The organism is Mesorhizobium sp. WSM4817 (assembly GCF_055811135.1).
Window position 1 is genome coordinate 66,933 of record NZ_JBVVQQ010000011.1, and the last position, 22,385, is coordinate 89,317.

The following is a 22,385-nucleotide window of genomic DNA, read 5'->3' on the forward strand; positions in this document are numbered from 1 at the left end:
GCAGATTGCGCGAGGAGATTACGATGGACGAGCCCGATCGCTGGCGTCACATGTCGAGCGCGCCAAGGGATGGCAGCCGAATCCTTGTCACGGTTCGGCCGTCTGAACAGGGGCCGGCGGAAGTCGACCTGGCTTACTGGTCTCGAGCCGACCAGTTCGGCAGCGAAGGCTGGCGCGCTTCCGACTCGTCGCCCGGACGCGTGGTTGAATACGCCGAGCCCGAGCTGAAATGCTGGATGCCACTGCCGACAGCCAATCTGAGCAAGGGTTCATTGCCGAGCCCCTGGGACGAAGAAGATGTCCCGCTGCTGGATGGATCGGGGATATGAGGCTGAGCGCGAAGGGGAGTTTTCACCGTAAAAAGGCCATTGGGATCGAGCCGAAACCCGCTCTCGTGCTCACCGACTCCGGAACGACTTGCTTATCTCTGCTTCGATCTGCGCCAGCCTCAAGCCAATATCGTCGGTCAACTTAAGTGTATTGTTCATAGCGATGCGCGGTTTGAATGGCTGCAGTCGCCGGAAAAAATCACGCCCAAGTCGCGCGATCAGCGCGCATGCGCGGATCGCTGTGGTCCGGAAATCGAGCGAGCGGACCGTTGATACCCGGCAGGCCCGCTGCTTCTCGAGATAATGCGTAAGCGCAATATCGTGGCGTAACGGGCCGCCGCGCGGCTGCTCATTCTGCCAGGGATCATCATGCCAGATGGGCCATTCGGACGAACTCGGGCGTAGCATAGTGTCCTCCTGAAATAAGGGCTGCTCGTCCGGACAATCTCCACCACGGACGTGAGAGGCGCGTTGGGGCTAGCGTGAAGGATTCGTGAAAACGCCAGGCCGATGAAAATGACGGTTGAATTAGGGACAACTACAGGAAAGGATCGCAACCAAAGTTGTGGCCGTGGGCGGACCCGATGTCGCACCCTCATCTCTGTCTGCTGGGCGGTTTCGACTTCGCCGGAGGCGCAGCGGCGACCCCGGTTTTCAGCCGCAAGGCGCGCGCTATGGTGGCTTATCTCGCCCTGCAATCCGGACACTCGCAGTCACGCGAGAAGCTCGCCGCGCTTTTGTGGGGCGGCAACGGTGAGGCCCAGGCGCGGATGAGCCTTCGACAGGCCCTATCGGCTATCAGGAAAGGGATGGACGGATCCGATGGCCGAACGTTCCTGACCGACGGCGACAGCATTACCCTCAATATCGACGATCTTGATTTCGATGTCGTGCGGTTCGAGGCGCTGGCCGCCGGTTCCGAACCGGAGCACCTCGAACAGGCGCTTGTCGTCTATCGCGGCGACCTGCTCGACGGCTTCGGCCTGAAGGAGGAGCCGTTCGAGGATTGGCTGCGGGTCGAGCGCGAGCGCCTGAGGGCGATGGCCGTCGCGGCACTGGACAAGCTCGTCGCGCATTACTGCACCACGAACGATCCTGCCTCATGCGTGCGCTCGGCAACGCGCCTGCTCGCCATGGAGCCGCTGAGGGAGGATATCCACCGCGCCCTGATGCGAGCCTATGCGGCTCAGGGCCGGCTCACTCTCGCGCTGAAGCAATATGAAAATTGCCGCGGTGCGCTGCAGCGGGAACTGAACCTGCAGCCCGAGCCGGAAACCCGACATCTCTATGAAGACCTGCGGACGCGCCGCATGACACCGCAAGCCGCCTCCCGGGCAGCTGCCTCGGCGTCGTCTTCCCAGACGCCGCCACCGTCGCCAGCCCGAACCGGCGAGCGGCCGGCGTTCCCGGCCGAGCCGATGCGCCCCGCGACCCATTACGTCAAATCGGCCGGGATCAACATCGCCTATCAGGTGACCGGCGACGGCCCGGTCGACCTGATCTATGTGCCTGGATGGGTCTCCAACCTTGACCTTGCCTGGTCGTCGCCGCGGCTTTCGCATGTGCTCCATCGCCTCAGCGCCTTCTCGCGCCTGATCCGCATGGATAAGCGCGGCACGGGGCTGTCCGATCGAAATGTCGGTTTGCCGACCCTGGAAGAACGGATGGAGGACATGCGGGCGGTGCTGGATGCGGTCGGCTCGAAGCGCACGGTTCTGTTCGGCAGCTCCGAGGGCGGTCCCATGTGCATGCTGTTCGCGGCGACCTATCCCGAGCGCACGGCGGCACTTGTGCTCAACGGAACCTATGCCAGGGGCAGATGGTCGAAGGATTACCCTTGGGCAAGGACAGGCGAGCAGGTGGAAGAAGACCTGGCCGCCATCGAGCGACAGTGGGGGGAGCCGGCGGATATGAGCAATGCGGCACCCAGCCTGATGAACGACGCGTTCGAAAGAGAATGGTTCGCCGCTTACCTCAGGAGTTCAGCCTCGCCAGCCGACGCGATCGCGCTGTGGCGCTGGGGCACCGAAATCGATGTTCGCGCCCTTCTCCCAGCCATTCACGTCCCCACACTGATCGTGCAGACGGCGGGCGACCGCTGGGTAAAACCGGAAGAGGGGCGCTACCTGGCAACGCATATCGAAGGCGCCAAATACATCGAGCTTGCCGGCCGTGATCACGTAATCTGGGGCGAGAATTCCGATCGCCTGGTCGACGAGATCCAGACCTTCGTCACCGGCACCTTGCCGGCAGCGCCGGGCGAAGGGGTTCTGGTGTCGGTGCTGTCCCTGGAGATAGCCGGCCCCCCTTCTGGTGTCGGCGCAGATCTGATCGAGCGATACGCCGAAGAGATCCGCGGCGAACTGCTCGCTGCCGAAGGCAGACAGATCAGGCGCTCCGCAAGCGGATTTTTCGCCGTGTTCCAACGGCCGACGCGGTCGATCCAGTGCGCGATCGCGATCCGTCATCGCCTGAGGCATTCCGGTCTCGATGTCCGCTCGGCAGTCCATACCGGCGAATGTCAAGTGCGCGGCGATGACTTCACTGGCGTTGCGATCGAGCTGTCATCGCGGCTGCTCGATCACGCGCGGCCGGGCGAGATCATCGCGTCGCGGACGGTGCGCGATCTGGTAGTCGGCTCCGGCCTGACATTCGAAGGGCATGGCGAACTGGAAGCGAGCGGGCTGCCCGGTGGCCTGCAGCTTTTTTCCGTCAGTAAACTGGCTGTCTGACATTGGCCGACAACAAATCGCGGCGTGCAGGTTCGGCATCGGGCAGCCGGCCGTCGCCAAGCGGCCGCTGCCCTCACGCCATCCGCCTTCGCTGATCTGACCGATGTCCGTCGCTCGTCAGAACAGGAACGCAGCCGTGGCCGGGTTCGCGCCCGTACGGCCGTTTGATGAATCCATACCTCGAATGAGCTCGAGGTCCTTTGAATCCAGCTCGAAATCGAAGACGTCGAAATTGGCGGCAATCCGGTCCTGGTGGATCGACTTTGGAATGACGATCAGCCCTTCCTGAAGATGCCAGCGGATGATCACCTGCGCCACGGACTTGCGGTGTTTTCCGGCGATCTTTTCGAGGGTCGGGTCGCTCAACAGCCGGCCGCTGCCCAGCGGGCTCCAGCTTTCGATGCGGATGTTGTGCGTGCTGTGAAATTCTCTGGTCTGGCGCTGTTGAAACCGGGGATGGAGTTCGATCTGGTTGACTGAGGGTGTGACACCAGTTTCGCCGATGATCCGCTCCAGATGGTCGTGGTTGAAATTCGAAACGCCAATCGACTTGGTCCGGCCGGATTGCCTGAGTTCGATCAGCGTCTTCCACGCCTCGACATATTTGCCCTGGCTGGGCACTGGCCAGTGGATCAGGAACAGGTCGATCTGCTCGATGCCCAGCTTGTTCATCGTCTCGTCGAAAGCCCGCAGGGCGGCGTCACGCTGATGCGCGCCGTTTCGCAGCTTCGAGGTGATGAACAGTTCGCTTCTCGGCACGCCAGCCGTGCGGATCGCCTGCCCGACGCCCTCCTCGTTCTGGTAGCCTTCGGCGGTGTCGATCAGTCTGTAGCCGGCCTTGATTCCCCAACTCACGACTTGGGCCGTAATGGCTGGATCGACCTGCCAAACGCCAAGGCCGATCTGGGGAATGGCTGAGCCATCATTCAATGTGATCTGCTCAACTTTAGTCAGGGTAATTTGTTCAGGCATGCTCAGGTCCTTCTGCATCGCTCCGCCCCGGCGCAGTGCTTATCTAGGCGCGGCGTCCGCCAATGCGAGTCGACAGGAGGAGAAAGTAGAAGTGCGCCGTGAAGCCGGGATGAGATCCGGTTCGAACCGCCCAGCGTTTCCAAACACGATTCCAGAGATCAATAAATTGGACCGGGGGATGGCACGCCAATCCGGATCGATCTCGAAAAGTCTGGCGAAAGGCCCGACTCCCGCGCACGGCCGTCAATGTGGGCTGCCTCCCTCAAAACCGACATCGGCAAGCTGACATCGAGCGCACCCCGTGCATACGCATATTCGGGAAGATAGCCGTTAACGATGAGGCGCCAGTCAAGAGGCACCACGTCACCGACGGCTCGCATCATCTTGACGATCGTGGTCGTGCAGTTCGTCGTGATGGAATTATAGAATTCTGGAGTCGTGGAAAGTGCATTTGCGTCCAAGACGTATTCCAGCAAGAGCGCCCGGGCCGCTTCCGGTGACACTTTTAGCCGATAGATTTGGACATCCTCTCCACGAACGTTTGACCTGACGCCGACGACGTCTCGCTCATCAGCCGCAATAATGACCAGGGGATTGCTCTTGAACAGGTCTGCCATGGGTGAAAACTTGCCGCCTCCATGGCGCCGCACCTCAATCGACCAGGCAAGATAGTCACCTCCTGCAAAGCCGAAGCTTATGATGACATGGGCGATTTTGGTCCCGGACCAATAAGACATGAAGAGATCCACCGTCTGAACGTTGGAGAGGTCGTAGGTCCGCGTTGTCCAGCGTTCGGTGAAATCAGTAGCGCTACGCCACTCGAAGTCGCGCACATCAGTCAGCGTCAACAGGTTTCCGTCGCGTGTGCCGGTTACCTGACGGGCGACGTCGGGCGCCCAGTCCGCGTGATCGAAAGGCCTGATGGTGCTCCACCAAACCAGAACCACAGCTAACGCAGCTGCAAACAGGACAAGCGCCCTGATGCGAAACCGGCTGAAGAGGGCGATGATAGTGGCGAGGCCGAACAAGATGAACAGGACGCCGGCCAGAGCCCGTCCAAGCTCAGCCACAGGCAGACGATACCACATGGCAAGTCCGGCCCAGGCAGTCAGGATTGTGACGGCCAGCGAAAGGATGATGGCAAGCGAGATCCGAGCGATGCGACGCATTTATTCCCCCTCTGGCGGGCCGCTCTGTGGTGGCCTAGAATTGCCTGGATGCCATTTTTTCACCGGACGTCCGAAGGCAGCTCTACATGGCGATATTGGAGCACATTCGGGCTGTTGCGCCAACTCGGCGCACGCCCGGCCAGCCGATAAGAGGACTGGTTGAAAAGCCCCGGCCAGCTTGCCGTTCATCGTTGGTACCCGGCGGGCCGACATGTTATGCTGTGGCGGCAACCGCTGCAGCCCCAGGTGACTGTCAGGGGGATTGAGTTAGGCAACGCTTTCGGTCGTTTGGTCCCGACCGGAAGATCGTGCTCGGCGCTGGAAATTTCGCACAAAAGCAACCGCCCGCAACGTTGTGTCTGACTGCCACAGATGCCCCGAAGCTGGCCACGTGGGAGGATATCGTGATCAAGAAACTGGCTTTCGTTTTGTCATGCGCTGCCGCCCTTTGCGTAACGTCCGCCTTTGCGCAGGACGAAAATCTCGAGAAACTTGGCGGCTTCAAGACGACCGGCACACCGATGATGGAGCCGATCCCGCAAACCGGAGAAAACGCCGAAGCCCTCAAAGCCATTGCAGCGAAGGTCAAAGTCCCGGATGGTTTTAAGATCTCTCTCTATGCCATCGTTCCCGACGCGCGTCATATCGCCGTAGGACCGCAGGGCGTGGTGACCTTCGTCGGTACCCGCAAAGAGCTGGTCTACTCCATGACCGACCGCAACAAGGACCGCGTCGCCGACGACGTGAAGGCCTTTGCGCCTTCGATCAAAATGACGGTTCCGAACGGCGTCTGTTTCTCGAGGGATGGCCACCTCTACGTCGTCGAACAGAACCGCGTATTGTGGTTCCCGGCGGCCGAGTTTTTCTATGAAGGTCCCGATGTCGCGGCTTTCCCGATCGTGAAGCAGGGCGAGCTGATACCCGCATCCAACGAGAGCTACAATCACACGGCCCGAACCTGTCGCGTTGGGCCTGACAACCGCATCTATATTACCATCGGCCAGCCGTTCAATGTGCCAGCCCCCGAAGTGCTCCCGGAATTCGAGAAACTCGGCATCGGCGGCATCATAAGCATGAAGCAGGACGGTACCGACCGCAAAATTTATGCGCGCGGAATGCGCAATCCCCTCGGCCTGGATTTCAACCCAAAGGACAAGACACTGTGGGTGAACGACAATCAGGTCGACGGCATGGGCGACACCATTCCCCCAGGTGAAATGAACCGTGTTACCGGACCGGACCAGAATTTTGGCTTCCCCTGGTATGGCGGCGGCAAGGTTCGTACGGTTGAGTACAAGGACGCAACAGTCCCCGAAGGTGTGATCTTCCCGGAGGTCGAGCAAGAGGCTCACGCGGCCGATCTCGGGCTGTCGTTCTATACCGGCAAGCAGTTCCCCGAAAAATACCGCGGCGGCATCTTCTCGACCCAGCACGGCTCCTGGAACCGCGTGGACCCGGTGGGGGCACGGGTGATGTTCACCTCGCTCAAGGCGGACGGCACGGCGGACAAAGCTGAAGTGTTCGCTGACGGCTGGCTGAACGAGAATGGCGAGTATCTCGGCCGTCCTGTCGATGTTCAGATGCTCAAAGACGGTTCGCTGCTGGTGTCCGACGATTTGGCCGGGGCCGTCTGGCGGATTTCCTACGGCGATTAAGCGACTGGCCAGGCGGCAGCCTTCTGCTGCTGCCTGGTTTGCTTCTCTATGGATAAGGGAGTTCGGGGTGAGGCGTTTGATCGTCAGTCTGGCTGCGCTCTTTGCCTGTTCGTCGCTTGCGCAGGCTGGAGGTGATGCCGCTTCGGGAAAAAAAATCATGCTGAAGTGCCAAGTCTGCCATGGCAAGGACGGCATCGCCAAGCTGCCTGACGCGCCGAACATAGCAGGGCAAAAGGAGGCTTATCTTGTCAAGGCGCTGAACGCCTTCAAGACAGGCGAGCGCAAGAACGAGCAGATGACTGTCGTGACCAAGGGCTTGAGCGATGAGGATATAGCTGATGTCGCCGCCTATTATTCATCGATCAAGATCACCGTTCAGGTTCCGCCATGAGGCCAGCTCGCAGACGTCCGCCGCCTGGCCACGCCACCGAGCGATCACGGGTTCCATCCGCCGCTGCCGTACGACGGGTAATGATCTCGAGTAGATGACCGTTGGGGTCCTCGAAATAAACGCCGCGGCCGCCGTCGTGGCGATTGATCGCGCCCAGCTGCGTCCGGCCAGGATCAGCCCAGTACGGCAGGTCCCGTTCAGGAATCCTGCCGAAGATCTCGTCGAACTCGGCTTCGCTGACCAGGAAGGCGTAATGCTGCGGCCTGATTTCGCCTGAGGTATCCATGTAGTCGAGGTTGGCACCGTTTTCGGTGGTGACCATCTGGAAAGGCCCCCAGCGCCTCGGGGCGGAAAGGCCAAGCATTTCCGCCAGGAACTTTGCCGACGCCTCGCTGTCGCGGGCCGGCAGTATTGTGTGGTTGAAATCGATAGCCATGCCATCACTCCCTTCGATCTCTCCTCGCATGTCGTTGTTCCACGACTGAAGCGATGCTGCACGAGATGGGGTCGAAGGCCATCATGCTCAAGCCGGCGTGGCAACCTGCCCGATGACCTGCACGGGGTCAGCTTGGTGAATACGGACGATGATCATTTCGCCGCTCTCCGGCACCTCGCCGGTCAAGCCGGTGATGTTGACCTGATGCGTGACAAGCACCACAGGTCCGCCGAAACGCTGCCCGCGGAGCCAGGCCAGAGGGGCAGCGGTGCGCACTTCTGCGGCCGAACTGTCGCCAAAGACCGAATTGAGCAGCTCAAGAGGCACGACGTCGCCGATCCCGAGCAGGCGAGCGGTATCGAGGCAGCGACACCACTGGCTCGAATAGACGGCTGCCGACGAGATGCCGTTCGCACGGAACAGGTCGCCGATCGCGCGGGCCTGCGCACGACCTTGTTCCGACAGATTCCGCTGGGTGCTGCAATCACCGAGCCTGAAGCCAGGCGGATCGCCGGAGCCTGGGGCCGCGGCATGGCCGCAGCAGCGCAATGGCTTCTCCGGATCGCAGGGCTGCCCAGAGTGGCCCGGAGGCTTGGGCTGTGCCGAAGGCAGCCGCTCCGAGCGACAGGACAAGAAATCGCCGACGTCCAATTCGCATCTTGCTTCTCACCTTTCCGATTGGCAGCCTGACGCGGACCAGCACTTCATTCCGCAAGTAGCGACATAAATGTTGGTGTCGACGATTTCAGGACCGATCAGGAGCTGGAAAGATTCCAGCCGCGAGACAGGCCCCGCGTCAGCTTCCGCGATACCCGCCACATCAGCAAGGCGGCGGCCAGGCTGTAGACGCCCATCAAGGCCAGTTGCAGCGCGTAGTCGACGCCGGCGTCGATCAGGTATCCGGTGATGCCGGGGCCCATCGCCGAGGCCAGAACCATCACGGCTACCACAACCGAGCGGATCGCGCCGAGATGCGCGGTGCCGTAGATCTCCGGCCACATGGCGCCCTCCAGGGTCGAGGAGAAGCCGTAGCTGATGCCAAGCAGCGCCATGAAGACGAAGATGGCGAAAGGCGCCGTCAGATAGGCAGCCGCGAAGCATGCCAGCGCCAGCGGCAGAAGGAATAGAGGCAGCAGCTGGACCGCCGAGAAGCGGTCGATCAGCCACCCGGCCAGAAGCGCAAAACCCATCGTCGTGGCGGACAGGACGGCAAAGCCGCCGGCGAAGAGTGGCAGCGGCCAGCCCCGGAGCTCGGTTAGATAGACCTGGTGAAAGAAGATAGTCGTGCCGACGAAGGCGGGAGCCAGGACCCCCAGGCAGATGGCGTAGAAGGTGGAATCGCGCAGGACTTCCGCCCGCGTCCAGTGCTTCACTGCGCGTTGCGCCCTCGGCTGGGCCTCGCTCTGCGGATTGCGTTCCTTCCGGACCAGCGCACAAACCAGAGGCAAGGCCACGACCAGGATGAAGGCTGCGCAGACGAACCAGCTTCCCCGCCAGCCGACGATGCCAGCCACGAGGACGAACAGGAAAGGCAGCAGAGCGCCGCCGACATGAAAGCCAAGCGTGACGACCGAGACGGCGCGGCCCCGGTTCGCGGCGAACCAGCGGCCTGTTGCCGTCAGAGCGGTCTGGGTCATCATGCCCTGGCCAAAAAGGCGCAGCAGGTAGAGCGCAAGGAGCAGCGTTGGCAGCGACCCGGCGAACCCCATCGCAATGCTGGCGCAGGCAAGCATGAGCATCGTCGCGATCGCCATGGTCACTGTCGAATACCGGTCCAGCGGCCGCCCCAGGAACGGCAGGGTCGCCGCGCTAAGCAGCGTTGCCAGCATGTAGAGCCCGCCGAACTCGCCGTGACTCAACCCGAACGTCTCGCGGATATCGCCGTTCGACAAGGCGATGAAGAAGGTCTGCCCGAAGGACGAGACGAGGGTCAGCAAAAAGGCGCCCGCGAGCCAGCGGACATTGTTGACGACGAATGCACTGAAGGACTGCATGATCCCTTTGTTTCTCGATAGAGTGCGCGCTTACTGTTCGTCTTTATCGGCCTCCGCTGCCGGAGGATATCGGCCAGTTCCGCTTTGATCAGAGGCCTGGCTTCACGTTCGAGCCGGTCGAACTTCCATGCCGATTACCAACCAGCCAGTCCGACTTCGGCGTCCTCGCCACTCTGCATGCGAGTGAAGTCAGTCGGACGCCGTTGCGCTCTTAGGTCAGGCACTCAAAGGCATCATGCCTCTCGCTCAAGCTCAGGTTCGCTATCTTCTCCTTCTTCCCCTCTCGGATTGTATTTGCGGACACCGTCGAATGAGAAAGGCTTTTCGATGGAAGCCGGTCATTCGGTGGATGTCGGCCGAACCGGAACAATGGTATCCTGCAGGGAGCATTCGGGGAGGCGACTGCATTGACCGAGAGCTTGGAAGTCGAAGGGGCGAGAGGTTGGTCGAATCTGCTGATCGCGGCAGAAAGCGGCGATGCGGGGGCCGTTCGAGCGGAATTGGCGGCCGGCGCCAATATCAACGAGGCGGACGGCGGCGGCTGGTCAGCCCTTCATCTCGCAGCCCTCAATGCCCGCACCGCGGCGGTCGAGGCGTTGATCGAACACCCAGCAATCGATGTGAATTCCAGAAACAAATGGAAGAGCACGCCTTTGAGCCTTGCTTCGGCCAAGGGCCACTACTCCTCTATTTTAGCCCTCGTGAAACATCCCGAAATAGAGATTAATGCAAGAGCCGACTACTACGGCAGAACGGCCCTTATTGAAGCAGCAAAGAACGGGCATCTGGATATCGTTAAGTTGCTTGTCGAGTATGGCGCCGACGTGAATCTTACTGACAAGACCGGAAGAAACAACGCGCTTATCGAGGCTATCAAGGGACGGCACCACGAGGTCGCGGGATACCTGCTTGATTCCCGGAAAATGAACTTTCTCAACAAGGATATGAGACTGAACGCCTTGATCTGGGCTGGAAGCTGCCATAACCCTCAACTCATCGAAAAGCTGGAAGTCTCGATTCATACTTTCTTCGAAGGCAAGTGAAGGTCCCGCTTCCGCCGCGGTGACCATGTCCGCGGCTCTTGCACTTGCCGAATGTCTTCGATCGCCGCAGACCGCCTGTGGAACTCCCTTCCAAGATCATTCAACCAATCGGTTGACAATTCGAAAGCGTGCCTCTATATTCAACTACATGGTTGAATTAGAGACACCCCAGATCGACGCGGTTTTTCACGCGCTTGGCGACGCCACCCGCCGGCACATGCTTCGCGACCTCGCCGGCGGCGAGCGAACGGTGAGCCAGTTGGCGGAACCCTTCGCCATGTCGTTGGCGGCCGCCTCCAAACACATCAAGACGCTGGAGAATGCAGGGCTTATTCGTCGCGAGGTGAGGGGCCGCACACATCTGTGCCGCCTCGAACCCGGACCGCTGGCCAGCGCCCACCAATGGCTCGGCTTCTACGAGCGCTTCTGGACCAACCGTCTCGATGTCCTCGAGCGTCTGCTTCGCGAGCAGGACGCACGCAAAGCCCCGGGTGATTCCTGGGCCCAGGATGATTCCAGGAAATCGCCCGCCTCAAAAGAAGGAGACGACCAATGAACCAGATGAAAACCATCGAAGCCTATGGCGAGCTGACCGAGCCCGCGACGTTCACCATCCAGCGGCTTTTGCCCGGCCCGATCGAGCGGGTCTGGGCCTATCTCACCGAGAGCGACCTGCGCCGGCAGTGGATGGCTGCTGGCCAGATGGAAATGAAGGCCGGCCCGTCGTTCGAGTTGATCTGGCGTAACGACGAACTGACCGATCCGCTCGGCCAGCGCCCCGCGGGCTTTCCCGAAGAGCATCGGATGGAGGGCCGGATCACCGAGCTCGATCAACCTTACAAGCTCGCCATTACCTGGGGAAACACCGGCGGGGTTTCCTTCTTGCTGGAGCCGAAGGGCAATGATGTGCTGCTCACCGTCATCCATCGCCGGCTGCCGGAACGCGCAATCCAGCTCAACGTCACCGCCGGCTGGCACATGCACCTCGACATGCTGGCCGCCCGCCTCGCCGGAAAGACGCCGACCTCGTTCTGGGATGGCTGGAGCCGCCTGCGGGCAGAATACGACCGCCGCCTGCCGGCCTGACACGACCGCGTCGGCTGAAGTCACCGCCCAGCCTCCACCGGCATTCGCCCGTGGAGGCTCGCACACCAGCAACGATGAAACGATGAAACGTGCTTGCATTGGGCAAGCCTGATGGAGGAAGTCATGCGCAAATTGATCGCCGGAATGAAGATTTCCGTCGACGGCAAGATGGAGGGACCCGAGGGTTACGCGGAATGGGTCGACGCGTGGTCGGAGGAGTATGGGCTGATGCCGCAAATCGATGCCTGCCTGCTCGGGAGCATCATGTACGCCGGCTACGAGCGCTACTGGAGCGCGATCCAGGATGAGCCGGACAAGCCGTTGCCGATGACCGGCAAATTGCCGACGCCGGCGGAGCTCGAATGGGCCCGCTTTGCCGAACAGACCCCGCACTATGTGCTGTCGAACACGATGACTTCGGCGGCCTGGCCAAAGACGTGCTTCGTCCGGAGCCTCGAAGACATCGCTGCCCTGAAGCAGCAGCCAGGCAAGGATATCTATCTCATGGGCGGTGCGCGAATGACCGCGAGCCTCATCGATGCCGGGCTGGTGGATGAACTACGGCTTATCCTCTATCCACTGCTCGTCGGCGAAGGGAAGGCGCTGTTTGGAGCAACGCAAAATCGTCGCGGGCTTGAACTGCGGAAGGTTCAGCAGCTCACAGATGGGCGCGTGAGCCTGGTCTTTGGAATTGGCTAACTCAGCCGGTCTTCGCAGATTTCGCAGCGCTGCCCGGCTGAAATTTATTCCTGAAAGGCACGTCGCGGTCAGAGGGAAACCGACAGCCCACCGTCGACGGCCAGCACATGGCCGTTGACGTAGGCGGCAGCGTCTGAGGCGAGAAACACCACGGCTCCGCCGAGTTCCTCAGGCTGGGCCCAGCGGCCCGCCGGGGTTCGTGCCTCGACCCATTTGGTGAAGGCCTCGTCGCTCATAAGTGCGGTGTTGAGCTCGGTGGCGAAATAGCCGGGGGCGATCGCGTTGACGGTGATGCCGTGGCGGCCCAGTTCAGCGGCGGTCGAGCGTGTCAGCCCGTGCAGGCCCGCCTTTGCCGCCACATAGGCGTGAATGGTGGGACGGCCAAGGATCGCCGCAACCGATCCGGTGTTTATTATGCGCCCGAACTTGTTTGGCAGCATCAGGCGCACCGCGTCGCGCATCAGACGGAAGCAGGCCGAAAGATTGACGGCAATCACATGGTCGAAATCCTCGTCCTGCCATTCGACCAACGGACTTCGATGCTGGATGCCGGCGTTGTTGACCAGAATATCGAGGCGGCCGTGGCGTTCGACAATCCCTTCGAGCGACGCCCTCGAGATCGCCGCGTCGGTGACATCGAACGGCAGGGCTTCGGCACCGATCCTTTCGGCCGCCGCGGACAGCGCCGCCGGATCGCGGGCATTGACGATCACCGTCGCGCCGTTTTCCGCAAGTGCCTTGGCCATGGCGAAGCCGAGGCCACGCGAAGCACCGGTGACCAGCGCGACACGGCCGTTGAGCGAGAACAATTCCGACATTGATATCCCCCAAGAAAAGGGCGGGCTATGAAAAGGGCGGGAGTTTGCTCCCGCCCAATTAACGCTATTTGGAGCACTATTTGGCGATGCAGGTATCCGCTGTCTCCGGGGTGCAAATGTCAAGGCCGGTGTAGGTCGGGTCGGCCGGCGGAGCCTTGCCGTCCTTCATGTCCTTCAGCGCCATCATCGTCTTGTAGCCCATTTCGAAAGGCCGCTGGCCGACCTGGCCAAGCGAGAAACCTTCGTTCATCTGGTCGATCTGCACCGGAAGCGTATCGGCGACGACCAAGGCCAGGGCCTTCGAGGCTATCTTTTCCTTGTACGGCGCGACCGCGGCGCGGTTGGCATCGGGGATGAACTGCGGGAAGCCGCCGGTTGGGATGAACGCATCGAGGTTCGGGTTTTTCGCCATGATGTCCTCGAACTGCTGCACCGAGCGCGGGAAGTCGTCGTCGGTGTAGAGTGGGCAGCCCTCGATTTCGGTCCAGCCGTTCTGTCCGGTCAGGCGGTCGCCGGGTGAGGCCGCCGATTTGGTCCCCGAAAGCGTGTCGCGAATGCCCTGCATGCGCTCATTGTGGTTGGCGGCCGCCGCGCCGCCCGACTGGATACAGATCGTGCCGCCCTTGGGCTTGATCTGCATGGCGAGCTTGGCGAGGTTCGTGCCGATCTCATAATTGTGCGTGCCGATATAGGCGACGCGCAGGTCCTTGTTCTCGGGCAGCAGATCGGAGTCCCAGGTGAGGACCGGAATGCCCGCGTCCTTGGCGGCCTGCAGCGCAACCGCCATCGCCGCAGCGTTCGATGGCGATACGGCGATGCCGTCCACCCTCTTGGCCACGAGATCCTGCACGATCTGTACCTGCTCGTCGCCGCCGCCATGCTCGCCGGGGCCGATATACATGCACTCCAGGGCACCATTCGATTCGGCTTCGGCCTTCTTGCAGCCGTCGCGTGCCTGGTCGAAGAAAGGATTGTTCATGTTCTTCGGCACCAGGGCGAAGGTGTATTTCGCCTCGGCACCGGAAACGGCAAGCACCATGGCGCCAAGCGCGACAGCCGCCGTCAGCAGATGTTTCTTCATGTGAAGTTCTCCTCCTTGGTGTGACGTCCCGCAGGTCTCCCGCCGGCGGGTTTCTAGCGGTGCTTTTTGGGCATCAGGACTGCCAGCGACGCGGCGAGGATCGACTTGCCGCCGGTTTGCATGCCCAAAAGAACCGCAAGAACGATGAAGGCGCCGACGAAGGCACCCTGCCAGTTTGAATCGATGCCGGCCATCAGCAGCGCATTCCTGATCACTTCGAGGAACGCCGAGCCGATGACCGCACCGAAAGCCGTGCCGGCGCCGCCCATCAGGCTGGCGCCGCCAATCACTGTCGCCGCAATGACGCGCAGTTCGTAGCCCTGGCCCATCGCATTGATGGCCGAGCCGTTGTAGCCGAGCAGCAGGAGCGAGGCGATCGAGGCGGTGAAGGCAGAGAAAAGGTAGGCCTGGAATTTTATCCAGTCGACCGGAACGCCGGTGAGCCGTGCCGCCTCCTCATTGCCGCCGATTGCGAACAGATGCCGGGCCCAGGCAGTGAAGTTGAACACGAAGCCGACAATCAGCGCCAGGACCACCATGGTCCAGAATTGCGACGACAGTTCCGGTATCCAGTGCGGCGCCCAGTCCTCGGGTCCATGCCGCGGCCATTTCGCCTGGCCGATCGCCTTCACGATCGGAGCATCGGGCCCGAACTGGTAAAGCATCTGGTTGGCCGAGAAAACCACCGCCAGCGAGCGCGCGACGGACAGCATGCCGAGCGTGACGACAAAGGACGGCATTCCGACATAGGCGACAAAAAATCCGTTGACCGCGCCGCAGGCCAGGCCGGAAAAAAGACCCATGGCGAAAGCGGTGTACCAGGGATAATGCCAGGTGAGGAACAGGCCGGCGACGATGACCACGAGACCCATGATCGAGCCGACCGACAGATCGATGCCACCGGTGATGATGACGACCGTCATGCCGAGCGCCATGATGCCGAAAGGCGCAAGATTGCGCGTCACATTGGCGACGTTTTCGGAGGTGCCGAAGCTCGGCTCCATCGCTGTCATCAAGATGACCAGCGCGATCAGCGCGATCGTCACCCAGAAGGGCTGACTTGAAATCACGCGTTGGAAAGCTGTCTGTTCCTTGGTCGGGACGAAGTCCGACATGGCCGGCTGGCCGGCTTTCTCGGCTGACTCCTGAACCATAACCGGCTCCTGAACACTATTCGCCACGGATGGCCCCCGTTATCAGTCCTGTGATTTCCTCGGGTGATGTGTTGCCGGTGTCCTTGTCGGCAACCTTGGAACCTCGCCTGAGCACGATGATGCGATCTGCGACGGCAAAAACGTCAGGCATGCGGTGGCTGATCAGCATGACGCCGACGCCCTGCGCTTTCAGGCGCCGGATCAATTCGAGCACTTCCGCCACCTGGCGCACCGAGATGGCGGCGGTCGGCTCGTCCATCAACACCAGCTTGGCGTTTGAAAGCCGGGTTCGCGCAATGGCTACCGCCTGGCGCTGCCCACCGGACATCTTCTTGACCAGATCGCGCGGCCTGGTTTCCGATTTGAGTTCCCTGAACAGCGCTGCCGAGCGGTCGATCATCGCCTGCTTGTCAAGCACTCTGATCGGCCAAAAGCCTTTCTTGATCTCGCGGCCCAGGAAGACGTTCTGCGCCGCCGTCAGATTGTCGGCGAGCGCCAAGTCTTGATAAACGACTTCGATCCCCTTGGCGCGGGCCTGGACAGGTTTATGGAAATGGCAAACCTCGCCGTCCACGACAATTTCGCCGTCGCTCGGCGGGAAATTGCCAGCCACGGTCTTGACCACGGTGGACTTGCCGGCGCCGTTGTCCCCCATCAGACCCACGACTTCGCCTCGCTCCACCTGGAAGCTGACGTCGCTCAGGGCCTGGATGGCCCCGAAATTCTTCGAAACGTGGCGAACCTCAAGCACCGGCATCGCGGTCCTCCCCGGACAACATTTGCCAATCTTGTCCCGGACTTATGCAAGATAGCTAATCAGCGAAATGTATTCGACACAATCGTTATTCGAAGGAGACCGGCATCCGTTGTTGGAGGGGGGCAGGTGGACCCTGGAGCATCGAGAAGAATAGGACTTGCGAAGTTGTAGGATGACCGTATGATCTGACCCGATGATCACGGATCGCCCCTCTCAACGCGAAGCTTCCGGCGCAATTGCTGAGCTGCCTGCGCAGTTGGCGGGTGATGCGCTGATAGACGGCCGGTCGCCCCAGGCGGAGCGCTACCTCATCGATTGGAGCCGCGACAGGCGCGGAAGTTCCCGCTTCATCGTGCGTCCAGGATCGGTGGAAGACGTCCAGGCGTTTGTGAGATGGTGCTCGCAGAGCGGTATCGCCATCGTCGTGCAGGGTGGCAATACCGGACTTGCCGGTGGCGCCATTCCAGACAATTCGGACTACGCAGTGCTGTCGCTTGAGCGTCTCAATCGGATACGCCGCGTCGACCCGCTCGACTTCACGCTGCAAGCGGATGCCGGGGCCGTGCTGCAGGACGTCAAGGACGCCGCTGAAGCATCCGAGATGACCTTCCCGCTCGCGCTTGGCGCACAGGGATCGTGCACGATCGGCGGCAATGTCGCGACCAATGCCGGCGGCATCAATGTGCTGCGCTACGGCATGACGCGTGATCTGGTGCTCGGGCTTGAGACGGTCCTGCCGGACGGGACACTGTGGAGCGGCATGAACGGGCTGCGCAAGGACAATCGCGGCTACAGCCTGAAGCAATTGATGATCGGCTCGGAAGGGACGCTGGGAGTCGTCACCGGCGTCGAGGTAAGGCTCTCGCCCCGGCCGACGCAGGTCGAGACCGCCTATGTCGGACTGGGCAGCTTCCGCCAGGCGTGCGAGCTGTTCCGGACGGCAAGGCATCTCTGCTCTGACCTTCTCAGCGCGTTTGAGGTCATCGGCGAGGAGTGCCTGCCGCTGGTCCACCTCATCGATCCGAACCTGCGCTCGCCGCTGACGCAAAAATGTCCGGTTCATGCGATCGTCGAACTCGCCTGTGGGCCAGGGATAGATGCCGGCGGCCTTCTTGAAATTATGCTGGCGCGCGCCCTCGAGGCCGACCTGATCAGGGACGGCGTCGTCGCGCAAAGCCGCTCGCAGGCTGCCACATTCTGGGCCATCCGTGAGGGCCTGGTCGAGGGGCAGGCGCGGCGCGGCTATCATGTCCGCACCGACCTGTCGGTTCGTCTCAGCCAGGTGCCGACGCTGATCGAGCAAGCACGCGCGTGTGTCTTGCGAGACTGGCCTGGCTGGACATCCCTGACCTATGGCCATGCGGGCGACGGCAACATCCATTTCAACGTGCTGCCTCCCATCGATTGCGACCCCGGCGAAGCGAGGACCGTGGGGCAGGCGGTTTTGACCCGGCTCTACGAGCTGGTCGGAGCGCTCGGCGGCTCGTTCAGCGCCGAGCATGGCGTCGGTCGCAGCCGCAGTCACGTGTTCTGGGCCGGCCTGTCGCAGCGCGAGCGGCAGCTTCATTTCGCGATCAAGGCAGCCTTCGATCCGGCAGGCCTGTTCAATCCGACATGTCTCATTCCTGATCCGGGCGATTTGTAGGGGAAAGCCGCATGAAGCAGCGTTCGTCCATCATCGGCAGCGTGGAGGCGCTTCCGCATCGCGTCGCTTCGCATCTGAGCCGCGAGATCGAGGGCGGCGACATCATCCCGGGAGCCCGGCTCCCCACCGAAAGCCAGCTCGCCGACAAGTTCGGCGTCAGCCGAAATGTTGTCAGGGAAGCGATCGCGCAGCTTCGCGCCGATGGCATGATCGAGGCGCGTCAGGGCGTAGGCGCATTCGTCATGGCGCCGGAACAGCGGACCGCCATCCGGATCGACCGTGAGGCGCTGAAAGACCAGCGCAACATGGAGCAGCTCTTCGAGCTGCGCAGCATCCTGGAGACCGAGTCCGCCACGCTGGCCGCGGCGCGCTGTACATCCGATGATCTTGACGCAATCAAGGCTGCGCTGGACCGCATGGGCGGCGAGGAGCGCTGGGAGGATGGCAGCATCGAGGCCGATCTGCTTTTCCATCGGGCGATCGCCCGGGCGACCGGCAATAGTTACATCTACACCTTCATTTCCTTCGTCTGCGAGCAGATCCGCCAGTCGATCCACTATGCCCGCCTCACCAACCCGCTCCACGACCTGGTCGAGGTCAACGTTGCCGAGCACGTGCGGATCTACGACGCGCTCGCCGCGCATGATCCGCAGGCTGCCGGCGAGGCGATGCGCCGGCACATCGAAGGCGCCGCATCGCGCGTAGGCGTCGAGCTCACCGCCATCAATCGAGGCAAATGACCATGTCGCTCGGGCAGATCAAGGCAATCACCGATATCTGCCTGCTTGTAGAGGATATCGACCGCACCATCGACTTCTACACGCAGAAGCTTGGCTACCGGATCAGACGCCGCGCCGAGGGCTTTGTCGATTTTCATTCCGAGCGCGTGACGCTCGCTGCATGGCAATTGGACCACATCAATCGCCACTGCGGCGTCTCGAATGTCCGCTCACCGAAGCAGGCGCACAAGGCATGCGTCGCCATGGAACTCGAAAGCGCCGGCGAGGTCGACCGGCTCTACGCCGAACTGTCGGACAAGGGCGTGCCGTTCGTCGGGCCGCCCGGCGACTATGTCTGGAACGCGCGCTGCGCCTACTTCCACGATCCCGACGGGACGCTGTGGGAACTCTATGCCTGGACCGGCGCCGGACCGGGCGACTATCACGACACGCAAGTGTGATTGGATCGCGACGGCCTCGCAAGAAGGGCCGCGCCGCATGCAAACAGTCCAACAAAGGAGCAAGAAGATGAGTGGGAACGCATCGCAGTGGAATCGCAGATTGATCCTGAAGGCCGGCGCCGCCGGCCTGGCGGCTTTCGGGCCGGGACTTCAGCTGTTTGGCGCCAGCGCCTCGGCAGCCGCCAAGCTCGTGGTCCAGTATGACTGGCTGATGTCGAACGGCCAGATCGGCGACGTCGCAGCCGTCGCCAATGGCTACTTCAGCGAAGCCGGGCTTGAAGTGGAGTTCAGCCCCGGCGGGCCGAACGCCGCCACCGTGCCGCCGGTGGTGTCCGGTGCCGCCCAGCTCGGCCAATTCTCGGAATCGCCTCAACTCTATGCCGCGCGGGCGAGCGGCGTTCCGGTGAGGATAATCGCCTGCGGCTATCGCACCGGACCCTATGCGCTGACGTCGAAACCGGAGAAGCCGATCCGGTCGGTGGCGGATCTGAAGGGGATGCGGATCGGCACGCAGCCGACCGCGCGCTTCGCCATCGACGCGATGCTCGCGAAGAACAAGATCGACCCTTCCGAGGTCACCATCGTCAATGTCGGGTTCGACAAGGCGCCGTTGGTTCGTGGCGACGTCGATGCGATCGGCGGCTGGATCACCAACACGCAGGCGCTCAGCGTCGTCGGTGACGATCGCATCGATCTGCTGTTGTCGGAGCTCGGCCTGGCGTCCTATGCCAACGTCTACTTCGCGACCGACAGCGCCATCGAATCCGATTCCGCGACCCTGGCGAAATTCATCGGGGCGGTGGCCAAGGGGTGGGGCTGGGTCCACGCCAATCCCGAGCAGGCGGTCGACAAGCTCGTCGCGGCCTATCCCGAGATCGACGCAGGCTGGGAAAAGAAGACGATTTCCCTGGTGCTGAAACTGTCGTTCGACGACAACACGAAAAAGGATGGATGGGGCACCTTCGATCCTGCCTCAATCGAGAGCCAGATCGCGCTGCTTGACCAGATTGGCCAGTATCCAAACGGCAGGCCGAAGGCCGAGGACGTCTATACGACGAAGGTGCTCGAACTCAGTGCGGCTGATCGGCCGAAGCTCGGCGCGCCCGCCTCTTGATGGCCGCGCCGGCCATCGAAACTTCCGGGCTCGACGTCGGCTATCCCGGCCGGCGCTCGCCCGTGACGGTGATCTCCGGTCTCGAACTGACAGTCGAGGCCGGGACATTCCTGTCGATCCTCGGGCCTTCGGGGTGCGGAAAGTCGACGTTTCTGCGGGTTGTCGCCGATCTTCTGGCGCCGCTCGCGGGCACGATACGCGTGATGGGCGAAACGCCGTCGGCGGTGCGCTCCGGCCGGGGCGTGGGTTTTGTCTTCCAGGACTCGACCCTTTTGCCGTGGCGCACGGCGCGCGAGAATGTGCGGCTGCCGATCCAGGTGGGCCGCCGCAGCCTGTCGCGCATGATAGACGACCGCGCCGACGAGCTGCTCGAACTCGTCGGGCTGTCGGCGCTTGGTGAGCGCCTGCCGCATCAGCTTTCCGGCGGACAACGCCAAAGGCTGGCTATCGCCCGGGCGCTGCTTGGCGAGCCACGTCTGCTTCTGATGGACGAGCCGTTTGGCGCGCTTGACGAGATCACCCGCGATCGCCTCAACGACGAACTGCTGAACCTTTGGCGGCGGACCGGAACGACCGTGCTGTTCGTCACGCATTCCATTGCCGAAGCCGTCTATCTCGGGCAGCGCGTGATCGTGCTTGCCGCCCATCCCGGACGGATCGTCGCCGACCACGACCTTCGTCCGCTGAAGGGGCCGGACAACAGATGCTCGCGCGAGGATCCGGCGATCGTCGCGGCAATGGCCAGGATGCGCTCCGCCCTCGGAGCGGCGTCGTGAACCAGGGCGCGCTTTCGCCATTCGCACAGGCTGCGCTGCCGATCCTCGGCGCCGGCTCGCTTATTCTCGCATGGCAATTCCTGCTGCCGCTCGCCGGCGTGCCCGCTTACGTCGTTCCGACGCCGACCGCGATAGCGGGCGTGTTTGCCGGGAACGGATCGCTTCTCCTGTCGAACCTCTGGCCGACGGCCATCGAGGCGCTCTCCGGCTTCGTGCTCGGCAACCTCGCCGCAGTGCTGCTGGCGGTCGTCTTCGTTCACAGCCGTACGCTGCAGGCGGCCTATTTTCCGGTCGTGCTGTTCTTCAATACGATCCCGGTGCTGGCGCTGGCCCCGGTCGTCATCCTCATCTTCGGCCTCGGCATGCTGCCCAAGATCGTGATCGCGGCGGTGATCTGTTTCTTCCCAACGCTCATCAACATGATCCGGGGTCTGGAATCGGCGAGCCCCAGCGAGCACGAGCTGTTCCGCGTGCTGTCGGCGACGCGCTGGGAAGTATTCTGGCGCCTGCGCCTGCCGCGCGCGCTGCCAATGCTTTTCGCTTCGCTGCGGATCGCCTCGGCGACCGCGGTGATCGGCGCGATCGTCGGCGAGTGGATCGGCTCCGACAAAGGTCTCGGCGCGCTGATCATCCAGGCGACCTTCAACTACCAGTCCGACCGGCTCTACGCCGCCATCGTGCTCTCATCGCTGTTGTCGATCGGGTTCTTCATGACCGTCGTCGCCGCTGAGCGATGGTCGGTTCGATACCGTTAGAGGCGGCTGAACGCGTCGGCGACGGACGTAGCATCATTTGTTCCCGCGAAGGCAGGGCGCCTCCTTGAGAGCCGCCCTGTTGCTTGTGTTTCTGGCGATGATTAGAGCTTTCCCGCTGCGAGCAGTTCGCGGGTCCGCTTCAGCGTCGACAGCAGGGCGGCCTTGTAGCCGTTTTCGCTGCCGAACTGAGCCTGCTCGGCCTGCTCCTCGCGACCGTTTGGCTCTTTGCCGCGCAAGCCAATGTAGCAGTAGAAGCGAAGCTGCAGTGCGCCTTCTCCATCTTCGAACAGTTCGTTGACAATCGCTCCCTCGCGCGGACCGGATGCCTGGAAGAAGGTGACCTTGCTTTCCGGCTCGAGCGTGACGATTTCGCGCAGGTCGTGGCCACCGATCGTGGCCTCACGCACGAAGTGGGTAGCGCTTTCCTCCACAACGTCGCAACGGGTGCAGAGACCCGTGACAAGGAACAAGCGGGCGTCGCGTGCTTTCAGCTCGAGACCCTTCCACACTTGAGCGCGCGTCAATGGGACTTCGCCTTCCGGGTTCACCGGAACTGTGGCAGTTGAATAAATCATGATGACAGTCCTTGTGATCAGACA

The 22,385-nt window shown here is 62.1% G+C and carries 25 protein-coding genes; 14 read left to right on the forward strand and 11 right to left on the reverse strand.

Annotated elements, in window-relative coordinates; genetic code table 11:
• The first annotated feature begins 23 nt into the window (after positions 1-23).
• Positions 24-329, forward strand: coding sequence for a hypothetical protein (locus AC0L2K_RS16700; RefSeq protein WP_023799134.1), 306 nt, complete (start codon positions 24-26; stop codon positions 327-329).
• A gap of 69 nt (positions 330-398) precedes the next feature.
• Here AC0L2K_RS16700 and AC0L2K_RS16705 read toward each other — a convergent pair whose 3' ends face one another.
• A complete protein-coding gene (locus tag AC0L2K_RS16705; protein WP_473531857.1) occupies positions 399-737 on the reverse strand; it encodes a hypothetical protein in 339 nt (112 codons plus the stop codon).
• A 176-nt stretch (positions 738-913) separates the two neighbouring features.
• Between AC0L2K_RS16705 and AC0L2K_RS16710 the strand changes: the two genes are divergently transcribed.
• Positions 914-3,061, forward strand: coding sequence for an alpha/beta fold hydrolase (locus tag AC0L2K_RS16710; RefSeq protein ID WP_473531858.1), 2,148 nt, complete (start codon positions 914-916; stop codon positions 3,059-3,061).
• 117 nt (positions 3,062-3,178) lie between these two features.
• On the opposite strand, the gene AC0L2K_RS16715 is transcribed toward AC0L2K_RS16710, so the two are convergent.
• On the reverse strand, positions 3,179-4,033 hold the full coding sequence (locus tag AC0L2K_RS16715; protein ID WP_128247039.1) for an aldo/keto reductase: 855 nt from the start codon (positions 4,031-4,033) through the stop codon (positions 3,179-3,181).
• Between the two features lie 158 nt (positions 4,034-4,191).
• Entirely contained in the window at positions 4,192-5,202 is a 1,011-nt protein-coding gene (locus tag AC0L2K_RS16720; RefSeq protein WP_473524746.1) for an Lnb N-terminal periplasmic domain-containing protein, read from the reverse strand.
• 404 nt (positions 5,203-5,606) lie between these two features.
• Here AC0L2K_RS16720 and AC0L2K_RS16725 point away from each other — a divergent pair, with 404 nt between their 5' ends.
• Both AC0L2K_RS16725 and AC0L2K_RS16730 read left to right on the forward strand, forming a co-directional pair.
• Positions 5,607-6,857 carry a PQQ-dependent sugar dehydrogenase gene (locus AC0L2K_RS16725; RefSeq protein ID WP_473524745.1) on the forward strand — a complete coding sequence of 417 codons (1,251 nt, stop codon included), beginning with the start codon at positions 5,607-5,609 and terminating at the stop codon, positions 6,855-6,857.
• The gene (locus AC0L2K_RS16730; RefSeq protein WP_473531920.1) at positions 6,775-7,248 is read left to right on the forward strand and encodes a c-type cytochrome; all 474 of its coding nucleotides are present in this window, start codon (positions 6,775-6,777) and stop codon (positions 7,246-7,248) included. The genes AC0L2K_RS16725 and AC0L2K_RS16730 overlap by 83 nt, the downstream gene beginning before the upstream one ends.
• On the opposite strand, the gene AC0L2K_RS16735 is transcribed toward AC0L2K_RS16730, so the two are convergent.
• From AC0L2K_RS16735 to AC0L2K_RS16745, 3 genes are all read right to left on the reverse strand, one after another.
• Entirely contained in the window at positions 7,226-7,714 is a 489-nt protein-coding gene (locus AC0L2K_RS16735; RefSeq protein WP_473531859.1) for a VOC family protein, read from the reverse strand. The two genes, AC0L2K_RS16730 and AC0L2K_RS16735, sit on opposite strands and share 23 nt — an antisense overlap.
• A gap of 57 nt (positions 7,715-7,771) precedes the next feature.
• Positions 7,772-8,335 (reverse strand): histidine phosphatase family protein, encoded by a 564-nt coding sequence (locus AC0L2K_RS16740; protein ID WP_473531860.1) that lies wholly within the window; start codon positions 8,333-8,335, stop codon positions 7,772-7,774.
• A 104-nt stretch (positions 8,336-8,439) separates the two neighbouring features.
• Positions 8,440-9,678, reverse strand: a complete 1,239-nt coding sequence (locus tag AC0L2K_RS16745; RefSeq protein ID WP_473531861.1) for an MFS transporter — start codon at positions 9,676-9,678, stop codon at positions 8,440-8,442.
• A 407-nt stretch (positions 9,679-10,085) separates the two neighbouring features.
• Here AC0L2K_RS16745 and AC0L2K_RS16750 point away from each other — a divergent pair, with 407 nt between their 5' ends.
• The 4 genes from AC0L2K_RS16750 (at position 10,086) to AC0L2K_RS16765 (ending at position 12,506) form a co-directional block, all read left to right on the forward strand.
• Positions 10,086-10,721, forward strand: a complete 636-nt coding sequence (locus tag AC0L2K_RS16750; RefSeq protein ID WP_473531862.1) for an ankyrin repeat domain-containing protein — start codon at positions 10,086-10,088, stop codon at positions 10,719-10,721.
• A 148-nt stretch (positions 10,722-10,869) separates the two neighbouring features.
• The gene (locus AC0L2K_RS16755) at positions 10,870-11,277 is read left to right on the forward strand and encodes an ArsR/SmtB family transcription factor (protein WP_023799123.1); all 408 of its coding nucleotides are present in this window, start codon (positions 10,870-10,872) and stop codon (positions 11,275-11,277) included.
• Complete coding sequence (locus tag AC0L2K_RS16760; protein WP_473531863.1) at positions 11,274-11,807, forward strand: SRPBCC family protein; 534 nt, start codon at positions 11,274-11,276, stop codon at positions 11,805-11,807. The genes AC0L2K_RS16755 and AC0L2K_RS16760 overlap by 4 nt, the downstream gene beginning before the upstream one ends.
• Before the next feature lie 123 nt (positions 11,808-11,930).
• A complete protein-coding gene (locus AC0L2K_RS16765; RefSeq protein WP_473531864.1) occupies positions 11,931-12,506 on the forward strand; it encodes a dihydrofolate reductase family protein in 576 nt (191 codons plus the stop codon).
• 68 nt (positions 12,507-12,574) lie between these two features.
• Here the strand turns inward: AC0L2K_RS16765 and AC0L2K_RS16770 are convergent, their stop codons facing one another.
• From AC0L2K_RS16770 to AC0L2K_RS16785, 4 genes are all read right to left on the reverse strand, one after another.
• A complete protein-coding gene (locus AC0L2K_RS16770; RefSeq protein WP_236377435.1) occupies positions 12,575-13,324 on the reverse strand; it encodes a glucose 1-dehydrogenase in 750 nt (249 codons plus the stop codon).
• Positions 13,325-13,400: 76 nt separating this feature from the next.
• Positions 13,401-14,405 carry a sugar-binding protein gene (locus AC0L2K_RS16775; protein ID WP_023799119.1) on the reverse strand — a complete coding sequence of 335 codons (1,005 nt, stop codon included), beginning with the start codon at positions 14,403-14,405 and terminating at the stop codon, positions 13,401-13,403.
• Positions 14,406-14,458: 53 nt separating this feature from the next.
• Positions 14,459-15,559 carry an ABC transporter permease gene (locus AC0L2K_RS16780; RefSeq protein ID WP_473524736.1) on the reverse strand — a complete coding sequence of 367 codons (1,101 nt, stop codon included), beginning with the start codon at positions 15,557-15,559 and terminating at the stop codon, positions 14,459-14,461.
• 16 nt (positions 15,560-15,575) lie between these two features.
• Positions 15,576-16,316 carry an ATP-binding cassette domain-containing protein gene (locus AC0L2K_RS16785; RefSeq protein ID WP_023799117.1) on the reverse strand — a complete coding sequence of 247 codons (741 nt, stop codon included), beginning with the start codon at positions 16,314-16,316 and terminating at the stop codon, positions 15,576-15,578.
• 193 nt (positions 16,317-16,509) lie between these two features.
• Between AC0L2K_RS16785 and AC0L2K_RS16790 the strand changes: the two genes are divergently transcribed.
• The 6 genes from AC0L2K_RS16790 (at position 16,510) to AC0L2K_RS16815 (ending at position 21,786) form a co-directional block, all read left to right on the forward strand.
• Positions 16,510-17,961 carry an FAD-binding oxidoreductase gene (locus AC0L2K_RS16790; protein WP_473531865.1) on the forward strand — a complete coding sequence of 484 codons (1,452 nt, stop codon included), beginning with the start codon at positions 16,510-16,512 and terminating at the stop codon, positions 17,959-17,961.
• 11 nt (positions 17,962-17,972) lie between these two features.
• Positions 17,973-18,701, forward strand: coding sequence for a FadR/GntR family transcriptional regulator (locus tag AC0L2K_RS16795; protein WP_128246959.1), 729 nt, complete (start codon positions 17,973-17,975; stop codon positions 18,699-18,701).
• 2 nt (positions 18,702-18,703) lie between these two features.
• Positions 18,704-19,141, forward strand: coding sequence for a VOC family protein (locus AC0L2K_RS16800; protein ID WP_473524735.1), 438 nt, complete (start codon positions 18,704-18,706; stop codon positions 19,139-19,141).
• 67 nt (positions 19,142-19,208) lie between these two features.
• Complete coding sequence (locus tag AC0L2K_RS16805; protein ID WP_128246961.1) at positions 19,209-20,255, forward strand: ABC transporter substrate-binding protein; 1,047 nt, start codon at positions 19,209-19,211, stop codon at positions 20,253-20,255.
• A complete protein-coding gene (locus AC0L2K_RS16810; protein WP_031254866.1) occupies positions 20,255-21,031 on the forward strand; it encodes an ABC transporter ATP-binding protein in 777 nt (258 codons plus the stop codon). Before AC0L2K_RS16805 ends, AC0L2K_RS16810 begins: the two co-directional genes overlap by 1 nt.
• Positions 21,028-21,786 carry an ABC transporter permease gene (locus tag AC0L2K_RS16815; RefSeq protein ID WP_473531866.1) on the forward strand — a complete coding sequence of 253 codons (759 nt, stop codon included), beginning with the start codon at positions 21,028-21,030 and terminating at the stop codon, positions 21,784-21,786. The genes AC0L2K_RS16810 and AC0L2K_RS16815 overlap by 4 nt, the downstream gene beginning before the upstream one ends.
• A gap of 101 nt (positions 21,787-21,887) precedes the next feature.
• Here AC0L2K_RS16815 and AC0L2K_RS16820 read toward each other — a convergent pair whose 3' ends face one another.
• Positions 21,888-22,361 (reverse strand): SRPBCC family protein, encoded by a 474-nt coding sequence (locus AC0L2K_RS16820; protein WP_128246964.1) that lies wholly within the window; start codon positions 22,359-22,361, stop codon positions 21,888-21,890.
• Positions 22,362-22,385: the final 24 nt, after the last annotated feature.